Origin of the sequence: Kitasatospora sp. CB01950, assembly GCF_001905465.1 — a bacterium.
In the GTDB taxonomy this organism is placed as follows: domain Bacteria; phylum Actinomycetota; class Actinomycetes; order Streptomycetales; family Streptomycetaceae; genus Kitasatospora.
The window spans coordinates 21,740-39,370 of record NZ_LISX01000011.1; the positions used below are offsets into that span (position 1 = coordinate 21,740).

Consider the following 17,631-nt stretch of genomic DNA (forward strand, 5'->3'; position numbering starts at 1 on the left):
CGTGGGGTCCGTCGGCCCCGGGGCGAGGTGTACGGAGTCCAGGAGGACCGCAATGTTCTGTTACCAGTGCGAGCAGACCGACCGTACCGGGACGGTTCCCGGGTGCGCGGGCGCGATCGGCAACTGCGGCAAGGACGCCGCGACGTCCGACCTGCAGGACCTGCTGATCCACGCGGCGAAGGGCGTCGCGCAGTACGCCGCCGAGGCGCGCACGCTCGGAGCTCCGGACGACGAGGCCGCCCGGTTCCTGCTGTTCGCGGTCTTCACCACCCTCACCAACGTCAACTTCAACCCGTCCCGGTTCGGCACGCTGATCCAGCAGGCCGTCGCCCACCGCGACCGCGCCCGCGCCGCCTACGAACGGGCCGCCCGCGCCGCCGGGGAAGAGCCGCGCGCACTCGCCGGCCCCGCCGCCTGGCAGCCCGCCGACGACCCCGACGAGCTCGCCCGGCAGGCCGCCGAGGTCCGCGTCGACACCGGCCTCGCCCTGGTCGGACCGGACGTCGTCGGCCTGCGCTCCCTGCACCTGTACGCCCTCAAGGGCATCTGCGCGTACGCCCACCACGCGCACGTCCTCGGCAAGGAGAGCGCCGAGGTGTTCGCCGGCGTCGAGAACGCCCTCGCCCACCTGGCCGGCGAGCCCACCGACGCCGCCGACCTGCTGGAACGCGCCGTCGGCCTCGGCCGGCTCAACCTGACCGTCATGGAACTCCTGGACGCCGCCAACACCGGCGCGTACGGCGCCCAGCAGCCCACCGCCGTGCGCACCACCCCCGTCGAGGGCAAGGCGATCCTGGTCAGCGGCCACGACCTGAACGACCTGGAACAGCTGCTGGAGCAGACCACCGGCCAGGGCATCAACGTCTACACCCACGGCGAGATGCTGCCCGCGCACGCCTACCCGCTGCTCAAGGCCTACCCGCACCTGGTCGGCAACTACGGCGGCGCCTGGCAGGACCAGCAGCGCGAGTTCGCCGCGTTCCCCGGCCCGATCCTGATGACCTCCAACTGCATCGTCGAGCCCCACGTCAGCTACCGCCGCCGGATCTTCACCACCGGCCCCGTCGGCTGGCCGGGCGTGCGCCACCTCGCGCAGCGCGACTTCACGCCCGTCCTGCAGGCCGCCCGCGCGCTGCCCGGCTTCACCGCCGAGGCGGCCGCCGAACCCGAGCAGCTGCTCACCGTCGGCTTCGGCGCCGACGCCGTCCTCGCCGTCGCCGACCGCGTCACCGCCGCCGTCCGCAGCGGCGCGATCCGGCACTTCTTCCTCGTCGGCGGCTGCGACGGGCCCACCCCCGGACGCGACTACTACACCGACTTCGCGGTCGGCGCGCCCGCCGACTCCGTCGTCCTCACCCTCGGCTGCGCCAAGTACCGCTTCAACGGGCACCGGTTCGGCGACATCGACGGCATCCCGCGGCTGCTCGACCTCGGCCAGTGCAACGACACCCACTCGGCGATCCGGATCGCGGCGGCCCTCGCGGAGGCGTTCGAGTGCGAGGTGAACGACCTGCCGCTGACGCTGGTGCTGTCCTGGACCGAGCAGAAGGCCGTCGCCGTGCTGCTGGCCCTGCTCGCGCTCGGCCTCCGCACCATCCACCTCGGCCCCAGCCTGCCCGGCTTCCTCACCCCGAACCTGGTGGACGCCCTCGTGCAGCGCTTCGACCTGCGGGTGATCGGCGACCCGGCCGCCGACCTCGCCGCCGCGCTGGAACCGGCCGCGAAGTGACCGGCCGCGAAGTGACCGGCCACCAGGTGGTCCTCACCACCGCCGACGGTGCCCGCCTGGAGCTGTGCTGCCCACCCGGCGCCACCGTCCTGGAGGCGGCCGCCGAGGCCGGGGCCGCGCTGCCCGCCTCCTGCAGACAGGGCACCTGCGGCTCCTGCCACGCCACCGTGACCTCCGGCGCGTACGACCTCGGCCCGCACAGCGCGCTCGCCCTCCCGGACGACGAACTCCCGGGCGGCGGCGTCCTGTTGTGCCGCACCGTGCCCTGCGGGCCGCTGACCGCCGCGCTGCCGTGCCCGCAGTCGCGGATCCTGTACGGCGGCGTGCCGCAGCGGGCCGCCGAGATCGTCTCGCTCACCCCCGTCGCCCGGGACACCCTGCACCTCGTCCTCGCCCTCACCGACAGCCCCGACTGCCAGTTCGACGCCGGCCAGTTCGTCGAACTCGAACAGCCCGGCACCGGGATCCGCCGCGCCTACTCGCTCGCCAACACCGGCAACTGGGACGGCCGGATGGAGTTCTACCTCCGCCACCGCCCCGACGGCGCGTTCTCCGCGCCCCTCGCGGAGCGGGCCCGACCCGGCGACCCGCTCACCGTCCACGGCCCGCAGGGCGCCTTCGGCCTCCACGAGACCGGGCTGCGCCCGCGCTGGCTGCTGGCCGGCGGCACCGGCCTGGCCCCGCTGCTCGCGATGGCCCGGCAGGCGGCGGAGTGGCAGGACCCGCAGCCGACCCGGCTGTTCCTCGGCGCCAACACGCCCGCCGACCTGTTCGGCGCCGCCGAACTCGACGCCGTCGCCGCCGAACTCCCGGGCTTCTCCTACGAGTTGTGCGTACGCGAGCCGGACGACAGCTGGTCGGGCCCGGTCGGCACCCCCGCCGACCTGCTCGCCCGGGCGCTGGCCGACCACACCGGCCCCGCCCCCGACCTGTACGTCTGCGGGCCGCCGCCGATGGTCGACGCGGTACGCCGCGCCGCCCCGGGCTGCCGGCTGTTCCACGAACGCTTCCTGGCCACCTGAAATTTTTTGACAGGGAGGGACGCGCGGCGAAGGAGGAGGCGGTTTGACACGGAAGTGATCAGGAACCTACTTTCACTAATTAATTAGTGAAAGTAGGTTCCTGATGGAGTATCGCCTGCGGCGCGGCAGCAGCATGCCCGCCTACCAGCAGATCGTGCAGCAGACCGAGCAGGCCCTGCGGCTGGGCCTGCTCCGCCCCGGCGACAAACTGCCCACCGCCCGGCACGTGGTCGCCGCCACCGCCATCAACCCCAACACCGTGCTGAGGGCCTACCAGGAACTCCAGCGGGCCGGGCTGGTCGAATCGCGGCAGGGCCTCGGAACGTTCGTGGTCCGCTCGCTCGGCCGGGCCGAGACCATCGCCGGCTCCGGGCTGCGCGAGGAACTGGACGCCTGGGTGGACCGGGCCGCCGAACTCGGGCTCGACCGCGAGGACGTCCTGGCGCTCGCCGGCGCCGCGGTCGACGCCCGCCTCCCGCAGCAGGCCGAACCGGAACTGCCGCGATGACCGGCCGACGGACGGCGGTCGAGGCCCTCGGCCTCGGCATCCGCCACCCCCGCCGGGCGAACGACCCGCACCTGCTCGCCGACTGCTCCTTCCGGGTGCCCACCGGGGCGGTCTGCGGCGTGGTCGGCCCCAACGGCGCGGGCAAGAGCCTGCTGCTGTCCGCCGCCGCCGGCCTGGTCCGCCCCACCGAGGGACGGCTGACCGTGCTCGGGCAGCCCTCCGACAGCGAGACGATGCTCGCCGACATCGCCCACGTCGACCAGGAACGCTCCCTCTACCGGCAGTTGAAGGTCGCCGAACTCCTCGACTCGGGCCGGTCGCTCAACGCCCGCTGGGACCGGGCCCGCGCCCAGGAACTGCTGGACCTGGGCCGCGTACCGCTCACCGCCCGGGCCGGCACCCTCTCCGGCGGGCAGCGCACCCTGGTACGGCTGGCCCTCGCCCACGCCACCACCCCCCGCCTGCTGCTGCTGGACGAACCCCTCGCCGACCTCGACCCCTTCGTCCGCCGCGCCGTCATGGGCCTGCTGCTCGCCGACGTCGCCGACGGCGACTGCACCGTGCTGCTCTCCTCCCACGTCCTCGCCGATCTGGACGAAGCCGCCGACCACCTGCTGCTCATCGACGCCGGTCGGGTCCGGCTGGCCGGACAGACCACCGAACTGCTGGCCGCACACCGCTACCTCGGCCCGGCCGACCGGATGCCGGACAGCGCGGAACCGGTGGAGCTCCACGGCTCCGCGAGCCACGGCACCGCCCTGGTCCGGATCACCGACGGACCCGCCCGGCCGGGAGACGAGTACGACCACCCCACCCTGGAGGAACTGGTCATCGCCTACGTGCGCTCGCCCCGGGCGGACTCCTGGCTGGCCCCTTCCATGCGGCCGATGCCGCGAACGGGCCTGATCGCGGAACCGATCGCATGAGCACGGCCACGCCGCGGATGGTGCCGATCCGGCTCCGGCCGCCGCGCCCCCGCCCGCCCCGCATCCCCCACCGCGCACTCGTCCGCACCGCCGTCCGCCAGCACCGCACCGTGCTGGCCGCCGCCGCGATCTGCCTCGCGGCCCTGTCCGCCTGGGCGCTGCGGACCGCCGCCACCACCGCGGCCGTCCAGACGGACCTGGACCGGACCGGCTGCCGGGGCCGCGTGTTCACCGACGCCTGCTCCTCGCTCGCCGACCCGGTCGGCCAGGCCCTCCAGACCACCCAGCAGGTGCAGTTCGCACTGCTGGCCGTCCCCGTCCTGGTTGGCGCCCTGCTCGGCGCGCCGCTGCTCGCCCGGGAGTACGAACACGGCACCCACCGCCTCGCCTGGACCCAGTCCGTGCCGCGTCGGCGCTGGCTGACCAGCCACCTGATCGTCCTCGGTGGCGCGGCCACCACCATCGGCGCCGTCGCCGCACTCCTCGGAACCCGGATCCACGCCGCCGCCACCCCCGCGCTCGCCTACGGCGCCTCGGGCTTCGACGCCCTGCCGTACAACGCCTTCGGCCCCGTACTGGCCGCCGCCACCCTGCTGGCCTTCGCCCTCGGCGTCCTGACCGGCAGCCTGATCCGGCGCACCGTCCCCGCCATCGGCATCACGATCCTCGGCCACGCCGGCCTCACCGTCCTGCTGACCTGGCTGCGCCGCTGGCTCCAGCCGCAGCTCACCCGGTTCCCCCCGCACGGCTACGACCTGAGCCCCGACGACTGGCTGCTCTGGGACGGCGTCCTCACGTCCGACGGACACCGGCTGCCGTACGCGCAGTGCCCGGAGTCCGGATGCCCGGCGGACTCCCGCACCCTCGACGTGTACCACTCCGCCGGTCAACTCTGGCCGATGCAGTGGACGCAGGGCGCGCTGATGGTCGCACTCGCGGCGGCGCTGCTCGCGGCGGCCTATCGCAGCATCCGCCGCAACCGGCTGTGACCGGCGACCGGCTGTGACGCGCGACCGGCTGTGACCCGCTGCCGACTGTGACGCGCAACCGGTTGTGACCCGCTGCCGCGCCGACCGACCCCGACCCACCCCGACCCACGTCGGCCAACACCGAACCACCCTCCCACCGAAGAGCGGCACTGCCATGTCCACTCAGCTCCCCGCCCCTGCCCGCACCGGGCCCGCACCGGCCCTCCTCCCGCTCCGCCCGCCGCGTCCCGCCGCGCACGGCGCCCGCCTCGCCGCCGTCGACGCGCTGCGGCTGCTCGCCGCGCTGGCCGTCGCCGCCTACCACTACCTGGGCACGCCGACCTCCGACTTCTGGGGCCGCTTCGACCTGCCGCAGGCCCTGCCCGTGCTGCACCGGATCAGCAGCTACGGCTGGCTCGGCGTCGAGGCGTTCTTCCTGCTCAGCGGCTTCGCCATCTGCATGAGCTGCTGGGGACGGACCCCCGCCCAGTTCGCCGTCTCCCGGGTGACGCGCCTCTTCCCGCTCTACTGGGCGGTCGTGGCGCTGATCCTCGGCTCGGGGGCGGTGGCGGCCCTCGGCGGACTGGAACCCTCGATCCCGACCGACCTGCGCACCAGCCTCGGCAACCTGACCATGATGCCCGGCCCGCTCGGCCTGGAGGCCACCGACGGCGTCGCCTGGACGCTGTGGGTCGAAGCCCGGTTCTACCTGCTGATGGCCGTCCTCATGCTGGTCGGCCTCACCTACCGGCGGACCATCGCCTTCTGCTTCCTCTGGCTCACTCTCGCCGCGATCGGCCGCGAACTCCACTCCGCGGTCCTGGAGGAGATCCTGCTGCCGCGCTACGCCGGCCTGTTCGTCGCCGGGATCGCCCTCTACCTCATGTACCGCTTCGGGCCGAACCTGATGCTGTGGCTGCTGACGGGCTTCGCCTGGTGCTACACCCTCACCCTGCTCGGTGAACGCGTCGCCGAGCACGCGGTGCCCGCCGACCGGGGCGACAGCCCCGGCTGGGCGGTCTGCGCGGCCCTGCTGACCGCGTTCCTGGCCGCGCTGGCCCTCGCCGGACCCGGACCGCTGGGACGACTGCGTTGGCGGACCCTGGTCTACGCCGGCGCGCTCACCTACCCGTTCTACCTGGTCCACCAGAGCCTGGGCATACCCGTGGCCCGAGGCGTGATCAAGGTCGCGCCCGGGCTCGGCCTGCTCCCCGCCGTCCTCGCCGGCCTGCTGTTCTCCCTGCTGCTGTCCGCGGCCCTCCACCACGTCGTCGACCGCAGACTCGCAGTCCGGCTCCGCCACCGCCTCACCGCCTCGCTCGACCCGCCACCGCCAGACCGCCTACTGCCGGCGACCGGCCGAACCTGACCGACCCGGCCAACTCCTGCCTGGGTTAAGCAAGTTGGCCGAGGGCGAAGACGGCGGCGGCGGGCGTGTGGTTCGACCGGAGCTCGGTGTGGAGATGAGGCCGTCGATGCGCCAGCGGAACGACACCTTTTCGAAAAGGTGCACCCGACGCCGGCCGCCGAGGGTTGGCACCAACCAGCCGGCCTTTCGGGGCAGCTCGAGTGGGACGAGCCACCCCGACGCCCGCCGTCGTCAACCAGGGCACTACCTGCAGTATTGCGGCCGGAGCTCTATGGGGTGCGCGGAGAGGACGCCTGCAACAGGGCGCGCAGCGCGGGCAGCTCCTCGGCGTACCGGACCTCGGCAGGCGGGCGCTGGAGCTCCTCCTCGGTGGTGCTCGTGGTCACGGCGGCCTGTCCCGGGTGGTCGTCGGTGAGGTGGCGAGGGGTCACAGCGTGGTCAGCTCGGTGAGGTCGGCGATCACCTCGGAGGCGATCACCGGGTCGAGCTCGGCGAAGGTCGGGAAGGTGCGGTTGTGGGTCCAGTAGTCGCCCGGGCGCCTGTCGAGCCACACCGTTTCCACCCGCTGCTCGGGGTAGGAGTCGAACATGCCGACGGCGATGCCGTCCTCCGGGGCGATCACCACGTAGCGGTCGGGCCCGACCCGGCGGGACAGCCACTGCTCGACGCCGTTGTCCTGGGGCTCGCCGCGCCGCCAGCCGCGCCGTTCCATTCCGACCAGCCGGGTGGTGGGCAGCACCGGACCGTTCTCGAAGCGGGTGAGGCGGTGGCCGGCCCGCTCCTCGTCGGTCAGCGCGTACACCGGGCGGCCGAGCTGTCGGAACGGCTGCAGGATCTCGTCGTCGGCGAACAGCTCCGACCAGTCGGCGAGGCCGTCGCCGAGCAGGAGCGGGTGCGCCAGCCGGACGGAGGCCGTGGCCGGCAGCGCGAACGCCTCGTCCTGGACGTCCGCCAGGGTGCGGTCCTCGGCGACGCGGAACGCCGTCACCGTGCCGTCCGTCTCGGACAGCCACACCAGGCGGCGCACCAAGTGCCACAGCAGCGGATGCCCGACGAAGAGCTGGTCGAACTCCTGCGCCGTCCACGAGCGTTGGGTGATCATCGACTCCTCCAGGCGGCGGATCTGATCCTCCGCCACCGTGCGGACGTCCTTCTTCAACGCGACGAAGCGCTTGCGCTCGGCGGGCGCCAGCTCGGCGTCGTCCCGCGCCCCCGGGGCGGGCAGGTCCTTGCGGCGGGCGCCGTCCGCGTCGAGGACGTACGGCTTGAGCTGCTCGTCGAAGCCGACCGTGAACGTCCGGGTGCCGTAGTCGATGACGGTGGTCCCGTCGGCGTCCAGCCCGAAGTCCGGGACCAGGCGGTCGGACAGCTGCTCCCCGGTCAGGCCGAGACCGGCTGCCACCTCGGATATCTTCTCCTGGGCCCGGGTCTTGAGCGCCTTGAACTTCACCCGCTGCGCGATGCCGTGCAGGTGCAGCAGGGCCACGTCGGTGCCGATGGCGGCCAGCACCTCCAGGCCGTCCACCGCACGGTGGTGGGCCCCCTCGCCCGGCCAGGCGCGGAGCACCGGCGTCAGCCGGCGGACCGTATCGTCGTCACCGAAGCGGCCGAGCACGTGCAGTGCCCAGCCGTCCTGGGCGGGCATGCCGGCCAGCCGCCACTGCTCGAACACCGCCCAGCAGAACTCCGTCAACGACCGCGGCTCGCACAGCCCGGCCACCTCGTCGAGGCCGGGGTAGAACGCCTTGGGGCCGGACAGCGCGAGCATGGTGAGCACGTGCCGCACCGCCTCGGCGGGCAGGGCGCCCTCGCCGCCGCGCAGCAGCAGCTGCGGCAGCATCACCGGCTCCGCCCAGTCGCAGGGCGGGGGCAGCTTCGCCGGGAGCGCGGTCACCAGCGGGTCGGCCGACAGCAGCGTGCCCACGGCCTCCTCCGCCTTCGGCCCGAACTCGCCGGCCACCGCGCGCACCGCGGCCGCGCCATGCGCCTCGGCGATCACCCGCAGGGCCTGCTCGGCGCCGAGCCGGGCTGCCCCGGCCTTCCCGAGCGCGGCGGGCACCAGCAGCCGGGCCGCGTCCACGCCGTGCCGGACGAACCAGGAACTCGCGGTGTTTCCGGCCGACTTGAGGCGCACCAGCCAGTCCGCCATGGTCTCGGCCACCCGCGCGTCCAGGTACGGAAGCAGCAGGGGCGCCCGCGTGGCCGGGTTCGCCACCGCTGCGGCCCGGATCGGTTCGAGGGCGTCCGTCCCGAAGCGGGCGGCGATCCGGCGCCAGGAGTCCCCGGAGTGCCCCATGTGTTCACCGGCGCGCCAGTGCGCGAGCAGGGGCCGGGCCAACTCCTCCTTGCCGTACACGAACAGTTCGAGCTCGTCAGGCTGTCCGCGGTCCAGCCGCGCGTCCTCGGGCTGCTCGATCCTGGCCCGGATCGTGGCCGCGACGCGCTGCCAGTCGTCGGCCGACCAGTGCGTGTACCAGGGCTCGGGGTTCTCCGCCCACGCCTCGCGCTCACCCGGCAGCCACCGCATCTGCGGTTCCCGAGGCGCACCGAGGCCGGTCAGCACGCGGGGCTTGCCGGCGGAGCGCGGCCGCGTCCACGGCGGGCTGGTGAACAGCTCCGGCAGCGAGTCGGGGCCGACCTCCGGCACCCGCTCGCCGACGTCGGTGAGCGGCTCGACCAGGGCCGCCTGCTCCGGCGTCAGCTCCGGCAGCAGTTCGAGCGCGGTCGCGCGGTGGACGGCGACGTGGCCGGTGAGAAGCTGCCGGGCAAGCTGCTGCACGGCCGGGTCGGTGGAGGCCGCCGCGGCCTCGGCGAGCAGGCGCAGGGCACGCCGGGGGAAGCGGCGGAGACCGGCCATGAGGGCGGCACGGGTGGACTTGATGCCATCCTGCTGGGCCAGCAGCCCCCGGAAGCCCTCGTCGGAGGGGAGCTCGGCGAGCGCGTCCAGGATCCGCTTCTTGCCGTCCTTGTGGTGGTAGCTGGTGACCAGTTCGTGCAGCATCACCGGTGCTGCGTCGCCGCCGAGGCCCTCGGCCACGGTCGCGATGATCTCGGTGGACCAACCGTCATAGCCCAGGATCGGCAGCGGGGGGAGCTTCTCCAGCGGTTCCGCCGAGGAGAGCGAGCACAGCAACATCGACCACTCGACGGCGGCCAGACGGGAGCCCGACGCGACGCACTCCTCGACCCAGGCGGTCTTGGACGGCACCAGGTACGCCGCCACCACCAGGCGGGTCAGGTCGTTCCGGCAGTCCGCCAGGGCCTCGACCGCCGCGCGGTGGGTCTCCTCGTCGCAGTCCGCCAGCAGCGACCGGACCCGGTCCGCGGCGGGACGGTACCCGCCGCGCCTCTGGTCGGCCCCGCGCCGGACGCGGGGGTGGACGGACCTCTGGTGGATCCAGTCGGTTTCGACAGCAGTCGTGAACAGCTCGACGGTGGCCCTGGCCGCGAACGGCAGGCCGAACTCCGCCACCCAGGCGTCCACGGCCACGCGGACTTTGTTGTTGCTGGGATACGAGAACACGGAGGCGAGCACCGCCGCACCGAGCGGGTCCCGGCTGCCGGACTGGTGGGCGCGGGCGGCCGCGACCAGCTCCGGGTCGCTGCGCTCCGAGGTGAGCGTCTGCTCCAGCCAGTCCCCCATCTGCCGCAGCCCGTCGCGGTACGAGGCCACCGGGCCCTTCCCCGGCGCGGACGGCTTCCGGGGAATGCCGCCCCGGCGCGGAATCAGGGCCCGACGCCAGGCGTCCGGCATGACGAAGACGTCCTCGTCCCCGGGACCGGCGGCCTCGGCCGTGGGCGCGGACACGCCGAGCTGCGCCACGGGCACCGAATCCGCCGCCGCACCCGGCTCCGTACCCGCCCCCGCACCGATCTCGCGGTAGCCCTTGCGCTCCTTCTCGGCGACCACCTTGGCGAAGTGCGCCTCCGCCTCATCCACGGTCGGGAACGCCTTGACCTGCTCCCGCCCGTTCGTACCGGACCGCCCGTACCGCACAGTCACCGCGACACCGTCGACCGCGGCCTCCCAGAACTTGTCCGAGCCGCCCTCGACGAACTCCCAGCGCCGCACAGCCCCGCCCCTCTCCTCGCACTGATGATCAGGAGACGAACGTTAGCGAGCCCTACCGACAAGTCCCCGGCCGACCGCCGCCGCACTCACCTCCCCGTCGAAGTCACCGTGCGCGGGCGCCTCGTGCCTCCACGAGCGGCGTACACGTCCTGGACGGACTTTTACAAACCGACGCGTTCCCGGAAAAGTACTGACTCCATTCAGCGAATGGCGATCACCGCATAGCCCCATTCGAGGGGACATAGCAGCTGCGGTCATCACTCCCGGCAGGTCGCGCGACGACCGCAGCAGCCGAAGCCGGTTGCCCGAACTTCGCAAAAACTCAACGGAGTTGGCCGAAGTCGAAGACTGCCGTGACGGGGGCATGGTCGGACCAGCGTTCGGCGTGGGAGGCGGCCCGTTCGACGTAGGCCTCGGCGCAGGTGGCCGCGAGTTTCTGACTGGCCATCAGATAATCAATCCTCCAGCCGGCGTCGTTGTCGAAGGCGCGGCCGCGGTAGGACCACCAGGAGTAGGGGCCCTCCTGGGCGGGGTGCTTGGCGCGGAGGGCGTCCACGTAGCCGTGGTCGTCGAGGACGCGGGTGAGCCAGGCGCGTTCCTCGGGGAGGAAGCCGGCCTTCTTCTGGTTGGCCTTCCAGTTGCGCAGGTCGGCCTCGCGGTGGGCGATGTTCCAGTCGCCGCAGACCAGGACCTCGCGGCCGTCGGCGGCGGCACGCTCGCGGAGGGCGCCGAGGTGGACGAGGAACTCGGCCATGAACCGCTCCTTCTCGTCCTGGCGCTCGGTGCCGACCTCGCCGGAGGGGAGGTAGAGCGAGGCGACCGTCAGGCCCGGGAGGTCGAGTTCGGCGTAGCGGCCGGAGGTGTCGAACTCGGCCGAGCCGAAGCCGATCCGGACGGCGTCGGGCTGTTGACGGGACAGCACGGCGACGCCCGCACGGCCCTTCGCCGCCGCCGGGGCCCAGACCGCGTGCCAGCCGTCGAGGCGGGCCAGGATGTCGCCGAACTGGTCGGCCTCGGCGCGAACCTCCTGGAGGCAGACGACCTCCGACTTGGTGTCGTCGATCCACTCCAGGAAGCCCTTCTTGGCGGCTGCCCGGATCCCGTTGACGTTGACCGTGGAAACACTCTTCACCCGGTGAGAGTACCGGGTCGCGGGTGCGCACCGGTGCGCGAAACCGGCCAGGAACCCACTCCATTGGTCTTGACCATGTCCACGGGCACCCCCTACTGTCACTTACTGCAAAGACCTTTAATAAAGAAGGACGGATAAAGGCCGCCCTCCCCACCTGCTGAAACCGGGGAGCCGCGGCGGGCCGTCGCTCTTCAGGGTGGAGGACACGGTGGGGCAAGGAACGCTCACGGCGACGGTTGCGGAGCCGAAGTACTGGCACCTGCGCACGGTGCTGCTGCGCACCATGAACACCGAGTTCTCCACCGGCCAGGTGCTACCGAACGAGCGTGAGCTCTCGGCGCGCTTCGGTGTGGCCCGCGCCACGCTGCGGCAGGCCCTCGACCAGCTGGAGCTGGAGGGTCGCCTGGTGCGTCGTCGCGGCATCGGCACCCTGGTCGCCGCCCCGCGGGTCGGCGTTCCGGTGGGCGAGCGCGAGTCCGGCCGGGCCGGGGTCGTCCTCGGCCACGAGTGGAAGGCCGTCGACTGCACCACGGCCGCCGCCTCCGCCGCGCTGGCCCGCACGCTCGGCATCGCCGAGGGCGAGCAGGTGCACACGGTCCGCCGGCTGCGGGTCGTCCAGGGCGTGACGGTCGCCGTCGAATCGCTGCACGTGCCGGCCGCCGGCCTGCCGCACCTGGCCGTCGTGGTGGACGGCGGCGACCGCGCCCGCAGCGTGCTGCGCCAGCTGGAGCGCCTCGGCATCGACGGCGAGTCCCGCTCGGTGGAGCTGGGCGTGGCGGAGTCCGTCGAGGCCGGACTGCTGGAGCGCCCCCCGGGCACCCCGGTGCTGGTGGTCACCACCCAGTACGCGGCGGCGGGCCGGCTGGCGGCGTTCGCCGTCTCCACCTACCGCTCCGACACCTGCAAGCTGACCTTCGGCGAGTCCGGCGCGGCGGCCGTCCAGGTCGCTACCCCGGTCGCCGCCGCCACCGCCTCCTGACCGGGCACTGATCTGTCGGAGCGGCCCGTTACGCTCCCGCTCACTGGCGCAGATCGGTGAACAGGGGTGGTACAGCGGTGAGTTCGCACGACGTCAACGATCGCGGCAATAACGGCCACGGCAGTAACGGCCACGGCAGTAACGATCGCGGCGGCACCGGCCAGGCCGGCGACGACCACGGAGGTGCGCTCGTCGCGCGGGTGATCGCCGCCGTGGCCGCCGATCCGTCCCGCCCGGTGCTGGCGTACCACCGCTTCGCCGGGCCGTGGGTGGAGGGCGCGCCGCAGCCCCGCGTGGTCGAGGAGTTCCCGGGCGGGCACCCGCTGCCGCCGAGCCTGCGTGCCTGGTTGGCGTACGACGGCGGGATGTTGGAGCGGCACGGCTGGTTCGACGTCGACGGCCGGCTCGCGCCGCGCACCCTCGGGGAGATCGCGGCCGAGGAGTTCGGCGAGCCCTGGGACGCGTGCTTCGCCCCGTTCGAGGAGCGCTTCGGCGGGTGCTTCCTGCTGCCCGGCGGCTCTGACAGCCGCCGCATCCTCTCGCTCGGGCCGAACGGCGAGCGCGACGAACTCGGCGAGTACCCGGTGTTCGCGTTGGACGTCGACGACCTGCCGTGCGCCGTGCTGATGTATCCGGGCCTCGACGCGTACCTCGCCGACACGGCCGGGATCCTGGACCCGGCCGCAGGCGAGGGCTACGACGCGCTCAAGAACGACCGCCGCTACGCGCACCGGATGCGCACCCACGCCCGCGACCGCTTCGCGGGCGACTACGAGCTGCTCTGCCTGCCGTAGAGCTGCGTCACCGGGCCGGCGGATCGACCGCGAACAGCTGTTCCTCGACGTGGTCGAGGGCCACCCGCAGCGCGCCCATCGCCACCACTTCGGAGCCGAGCGCGGCGAGTTCGACCTCGGGCGCGCGCAGCGTGTAGCGGGCGAGCTGTTCGCGCAGCGGTTCCAGGACGCCGTCCAGACCGGCCGCCCAGCCGCCGACCACGACGAGTTCGGGGTCGAGGGCGAGGACGAGCGCGGTGACGTCGTGGACGAGGCGGCCGAGGAAACGGTCCATGGCGACCTGCGCGACCTGGTCGCCCTCGCGGGCGAGCCGCAGGACGCGGGCCACGGCGGCCTCGTCCAGCGGGTCGAGGGGCTGGCCAGTGGTGGAGAGCAGGCGTTCGGGGGTGGCCTGGCGGCCGAGCAGGTGGAGGGCGCCGATCTCGCCGGCGGCGCCGCCGAAGCCGCGGTGGAGTCGCCCGCCGATCAGCGAGCCGGCGCCGGGGCTGAGGCCGGCCATCACGAACACCACGTCGCCCCTGCCGACGGCGGCGCCCTGCCAATGTTCGGCGATGGCCGCCAGGTTGGCGTCGTTCTCGATCACCACGGGGCAGCGGAACGAGCGGCGCAGCCGGGCGCCGAGGTCGAGGCCGGTCCAGCCGGGCATCGCGGTGCCGAGGCGGACGACGCCTTCGCGGTCGACGATGCCGGGGGTGCCGACGACGACCTCCCACAGGCTGTCGCGGGAGACCCCGGCCTTGCGGAGCACCTCGGCGACGGTGGTGCGGAGTTGGGTGAGCCGTTCCTCTGCCTCGGTCGACTCGTCGACCGGCTTGGCGTGGCTGGTGATCACCTCGCCGGCCAGGTCGGCGAGGACGACCCGCAGGTCGTGGACGCCGATCTCGATGCCGAGGACGTGCCCGGCCTCGGCGCGGAAGCGGAACCAGCGGGCCGGGCGGCCGCGTTGACGGCCCGACTCCTGGACGTGTTCGACCTCGGCGACCAGGCCGGATTCCAGCAGACCTTCGATGACGCCTTCGACGGTGGGTCTGGACAGGCCGGTGTCGCCCACGAGTTGGGTGAGGGTGACGGCCTGTCCGTCGCGCAACGACCGCAGGGTGACCGCCGCGTTGATCCGCCGCAGCAGTGAGGAGTCCCCGCCGGTAAGACGATCCGCCAAGTCGCTTGCCCTTCCGCTTCGCGCGACTGCCCTGGCGCGCGGTGCCGTGAACGCGGGTCGCGGCGCACCGGCGTTCAGGTGCCGGGCACGCCCCCGTGCGAGCCGCCGCCCGCGGCCGGGCACGAGCATGTGCCGTGAACCGGGGCGTCTGCCCGGATCGTACTCGGGCGTCCCTTGCGGAGCGAGCGTTTCCGCAGCTCATCACGGCTTCGGTATCGAAACGGTACGTGGCCTGTGATCGCGCGGTGATCGTCCGGCCGTGTCGTGGCGGCACGGAAGCGGTGATCACTGCCCCTCGGGCCCGTCTTCAAACCCCCGCCTGCCCCACGGCCCCTGGCACGCACTCTCGCCGCACCGGGCGAAAGACCGAGACACCCAGTACGAGGCCTTCCACCCGGCACGCCGAGAGCACGCACCAGACGCCGCGGGGCTGCGGCGCGGGTTCGAAGACAGGCCCTAGGCTGTGCGCCATGGGGAACGACGCCGCCACGTTGCGGAATGCCGCGGACTGTCAGATCGGCTCCGCCGACGCGGAGTTCGTGCGGGCCCACACCGAGCCCGGGCCGGTGCCGTTCGTGCCCGAGGTGCGGCTGCACATGGCGCAGGACGCGATCGCGCTCTGGGAGGTCACCGAGCGGGAGCGCGGCGAGATCGGACTGCCGCCGCCGTTCTGGGCGTTCCCGTGGGCGGGCGGCGTGGCGGTGGCCCGGCACGTGCTGGACCGGCCCGAACTGGTCGCCGGGCGCACCGTGCTGGACCTGGCGGCGGGCTCCGGCCTGGTCGGGGTGGCGGCGGCGCTGAGCGGTGCGGCCGAGGTGCGGGCGGCGGAGATCGACGCGTACGCGGTGGCGGCGATCGCCGTGAACGCGGCCGCCAACGGGGTGTCGGTGACGGCGGAGCTCGCGGACGTGCTCGACGGCGACGGCGGCGAATGCCAGGTGGTGCTGGCCGGTGACGTGTTCTACGAGCGGGCGATGGCGGCGCGCTTCCTGCCGTTCCTGGAACGCGCCGCCGCCCGGGGCGCCACCGTGGTGGTCGGCGACCCGGGCCGCGCCTACCTGCCGCGCGAGCGTTTCACCGCGCTCGCCGAGTACGCCGTCCCGGTCGCCGCGGACCTGGAGGACGCCGCCGTGAAGACCACCACGGTCTGGGCGCTGCGCGGCTGACGCACCGTCAGCCCGCTCGTTCCAGCGGGTACGGGGTGAGGCAACTGGCCGTCGGCGTCACGGTGTTCGCGTTCGCGGCCGCGGCGGCGCTCGACGGCGACGGGGGCGGGGGCGTCGTGGCCGGGCGCGACGGGGACGGGGGCGGGGGCATGGTGAACGACCCGCACGGGACCGGGGCGCGCGGGCCGGTCAGCGTCACCGAACTCGCGTGGTACGCCTCCTGCCCGTACCAGCCGTGGACGTACACCGTCAGCCGGGTGGTGGTCGGGCCGGTGGTGACGGTGGTGGAGAGTCGGCCGCTGCTCGGGTAGTTGGCCCAGGTGTAGGTGTCGGGGGTGTCGCCGCCGACCGCGCCGAGGAAGACGTACGGCCCGGAGATCGCGGCCTCCAGCTTGTAGGTGGTGTGCTCCAGCACGGCGACGGTCTGGGAGCAGCGCGCGTAGTCGTCGCCGACGGGGTGGCCGGTGATGCCGGCGCCGTCCCGGGCCACGTTCGTGCACTGCCAGTTCAGGCCCAGCGGCCCGGCGAAGCTGCTGTCGATGAGCAGTTGGGCGTTGGCCGGGTCGTCGGCGGAGGCGCTGCCGCCGAGCGTCAGCGCGGCGGCGGTGGCCAGGGCGAGCGTCGCGGCGGCCGCGCCGCGTAGGGGTGTGCCGCGCAGGGGGGTGCCGTGATGGTGCTGGGTCGGTGCACGCATGCCGTCTCCCGGTGGGGTCGGTGGATGAGGGGCGGCGGTGCGAGGGAGTGGACCACACCCTGGAGGGCGGCACGGGCCTCCGTCAAGGGGTGGCAGGGACGGCAAGGGTGGTGAGGGGCGGTCAAGTTCCCTACGGCGAAAGGATGATGGGGAAAGACCGCGAAAAGCGCTGGTGTTCGGGGCATCGCCGCTGGTAGGAAGGCGTGCCATGAGCGAGTACGAACTGCGGGCCGCGGTGCCCGCGGACATCGACGCGGTGCTGGCGTTCTGGGCGGAGGCCGCCGAGGGCACCAGCATCAGCGACGACCGGGCGGGCGTGGCGCGGCTGCTGGAGCGCGACCCGCAGGCACTGATCCTGGCCGAGCAGGGCGGCGCGATCCTCGGCACGGTGATCGCGGGCTGGGACGGCTGGCGCTGCCACCTGTACCGCCTCGCCGTCCACCCGTCGGCGCGCCGCCGGGGCATCGGGGCCGCGCTGCTGGACGCCGCGCACGAGCGCTTCGAGGCGCTGGGCGGCCGGCGGGCCGACGCGATGGTGCTGGAGCGCAACGAACTCGGGCAGTCGGCCTGGCTGGCGGCCGGGTACGGGCGCGAGGAGCGGTGGCGGCGCTGGACCCGTCCGCTGACCTGATCAACCGTCAGTTCTTGTGTGCTCAGGCGGCTTTGAGGGTTCCGCCGTCGATCACCAGGTCCGCTCCGTGGACGTTGCCGGCCCGGCCGGAGAGGGCGAACAGGACGACGTCGGCGACCTCCTCCGGGGTGGGGAGCCGGCCGGACGCGGTACCCGCCTTGGCGGGCAGGCCGGCCAGCAGGTCGTCGAGCGGCATGCCCAGGGCGTCTGAGGCGCTTGCCGCACCGGGTGAGCGCCGCCTCGGCCTCCGCTAAGTCGACCGGAGAGCCGCTGGGAATACGGGAGTTGATCGAGGAGACGTTGACGATCGCGCCGCGCCGCTCCCGCAGACTGGGCAGTGCGGCCCGGGTGGTGCGCACCGCCGACATCACGTTCGGGTCGAACAGCGACTGCCACTGCTCGTCCGGCGCGTCCAGCACGCCGCCCAGGGTGAACATCGACGGGTCGCCCGGTCGACGCCGAACGCGTCCCCACCCACGTCA

Annotated in this window: 16 protein-coding genes and 1 pseudogene; 12 read left to right on the forward strand and 5 right to left on the reverse strand. The window is 73.5% G+C overall.

The window, feature by feature from the left end:
- Positions 1 to 52: 52 nt before the first annotated feature.
- The 6 genes from hcp to AMK19_RS25090 all read left to right on the forward strand — a co-directional run bounded on the left by hcp (position 53) and on the right by AMK19_RS25090 (position 6,522).
- A complete protein-coding gene (hcp, locus tag AMK19_RS25065; protein ID WP_073815531.1) occupies positions 53 to 1,729 on the forward strand; it encodes a hydroxylamine reductase in 1,677 nt (558 codons plus the stop codon).
- A complete protein-coding gene (locus AMK19_RS25070) occupies positions 1,726 to 2,751 on the forward strand; it encodes a 2Fe-2S iron-sulfur cluster-binding protein (protein ID WP_073815533.1) in 1,026 nt (341 codons plus the stop codon). Before hcp ends, AMK19_RS25070 begins: the two co-directional genes overlap by 4 nt.
- Positions 2,752 to 2,851: 100 nt before the next feature.
- Positions 2,852 to 3,259 (forward strand): GntR family transcriptional regulator, encoded by a 408-nt coding sequence (locus AMK19_RS25075; RefSeq protein ID WP_380470776.1) that lies wholly within the window; start codon positions 2,852 to 2,854, stop codon positions 3,257 to 3,259.
- Complete coding sequence (locus tag AMK19_RS25080) at positions 3,256 to 4,185, forward strand: ATP-binding cassette domain-containing protein (protein WP_073815536.1); 930 nt, start codon at positions 3,256 to 3,258, stop codon at positions 4,183 to 4,185. Before AMK19_RS25075 ends, AMK19_RS25080 begins: the two co-directional genes overlap by 4 nt.
- The gene (locus AMK19_RS25085; protein WP_073815538.1) at positions 4,182 to 5,174 is read left to right on the forward strand and encodes an ABC transporter permease; all 993 of its coding nucleotides are present in this window, start codon (positions 4,182 to 4,184) and stop codon (positions 5,172 to 5,174) included. Before AMK19_RS25080 ends, AMK19_RS25085 begins: the two co-directional genes overlap by 4 nt.
- Positions 5,175 to 5,328: 154 nt before the next feature.
- Positions 5,329 to 6,522 carry an acyltransferase family protein gene (locus tag AMK19_RS25090; protein WP_198953434.1) on the forward strand — a complete coding sequence of 398 codons (1,194 nt, stop codon included), beginning with the start codon at positions 5,329 to 5,331 and terminating at the stop codon, positions 6,520 to 6,522.
- 427 nt (positions 6,523 to 6,949) lie between these two features.
- On the opposite strand, the gene AMK19_RS25095 is transcribed toward AMK19_RS25090, so the two are convergent.
- Positions 6,950 to 10,594: a WGR and DUF4132 domain-containing protein gene (locus AMK19_RS25095; RefSeq protein WP_073815539.1), complete on the reverse strand. Its 3,645-nt coding sequence runs from the start codon at positions 10,592 to 10,594 to the stop codon at positions 6,950 to 6,952.
- A gap of 322 nt (positions 10,595 to 10,916) precedes the next feature.
- Positions 10,917 to 11,726 (reverse strand): exodeoxyribonuclease III, encoded by an 810-nt coding sequence (locus AMK19_RS25100; RefSeq protein ID WP_073815541.1) that lies wholly within the window; start codon positions 11,724 to 11,726, stop codon positions 10,917 to 10,919.
- Between the two features lie 208 nt (positions 11,727 to 11,934).
- On the opposite strand from AMK19_RS25100, the gene AMK19_RS25105 reads away from it, so the two are divergent.
- Both AMK19_RS25105 and AMK19_RS25110 read left to right on the forward strand, forming a co-directional pair.
- A complete protein-coding gene (locus AMK19_RS25105) occupies positions 11,935 to 12,705 on the forward strand; it encodes a GntR family transcriptional regulator (RefSeq protein WP_073815795.1) in 771 nt (256 codons plus the stop codon).
- Between the two features lie 77 nt (positions 12,706 to 12,782).
- Positions 12,783 to 13,499 carry a hypothetical protein gene (locus AMK19_RS25110; RefSeq protein ID WP_241844570.1) on the forward strand — a complete coding sequence of 239 codons (717 nt, stop codon included), beginning with the start codon at positions 12,783 to 12,785 and terminating at the stop codon, positions 13,497 to 13,499.
- A 7-nt stretch (positions 13,500 to 13,506) separates the two neighbouring features.
- On the opposite strand, the gene AMK19_RS25115 is transcribed toward AMK19_RS25110, so the two are convergent.
- A complete protein-coding gene (locus AMK19_RS25115; protein WP_073815542.1) occupies positions 13,507 to 14,658 on the reverse strand; it encodes an ROK family protein in 1,152 nt (383 codons plus the stop codon).
- Positions 14,659 to 15,128: 470 nt separating this feature from the next.
- On the opposite strand from AMK19_RS25115, the gene AMK19_RS25120 reads away from it, so the two are divergent.
- From AMK19_RS25120 to AMK19_RS25135, 4 genes are all read left to right on the forward strand, one after another.
- Entirely contained in the window at positions 15,129 to 15,824 is a 696-nt protein-coding gene (locus tag AMK19_RS25120; protein ID WP_073815544.1) for a class I SAM-dependent methyltransferase, read from the forward strand.
- A 35-nt stretch (positions 15,825 to 15,859) separates the two neighbouring features.
- Positions 15,860 to 16,135 (forward strand): hypothetical protein, encoded by a 276-nt coding sequence (locus tag AMK19_RS38675; RefSeq protein ID WP_073815546.1) that lies wholly within the window; start codon positions 15,860 to 15,862, stop codon positions 16,133 to 16,135.
- A 156-nt stretch (positions 16,136 to 16,291) separates the two neighbouring features.
- On the forward strand, positions 16,292 to 16,495 hold the full coding sequence (locus tag AMK19_RS38680; RefSeq protein WP_073815547.1) for a hypothetical protein: 204 nt from the start codon (positions 16,292 to 16,294) through the stop codon (positions 16,493 to 16,495).
- Positions 16,496 to 16,726: 231 nt separating this feature from the next.
- Complete coding sequence (locus AMK19_RS25135) at positions 16,727 to 17,149, forward strand: GNAT family N-acetyltransferase (RefSeq protein WP_073815549.1); 423 nt, start codon at positions 16,727 to 16,729, stop codon at positions 17,147 to 17,149.
- A 22-nt stretch (positions 17,150 to 17,171) separates the two neighbouring features.
- Here AMK19_RS25135 and AMK19_RS36650 read toward each other — a convergent pair whose 3' ends face one another.
- Together AMK19_RS36650 and AMK19_RS38685 are read right to left on the reverse strand one after the other, a co-directional pair.
- Complete coding sequence (locus AMK19_RS36650) at positions 17,172 to 17,345, reverse strand: SDR family oxidoreductase (protein ID WP_198953438.1); 174 nt, start codon at positions 17,343 to 17,345, stop codon at positions 17,172 to 17,174.
- Between the two features lie 127 nt (positions 17,346 to 17,472).
- Positions 17,473 to 17,586 (reverse strand): annotated as a pseudogene (locus AMK19_RS38685) (3-oxoacyl-ACP reductase); the annotation flags it as partial.
- Positions 17,587 to 17,631: the final 45 nt, after the last annotated feature.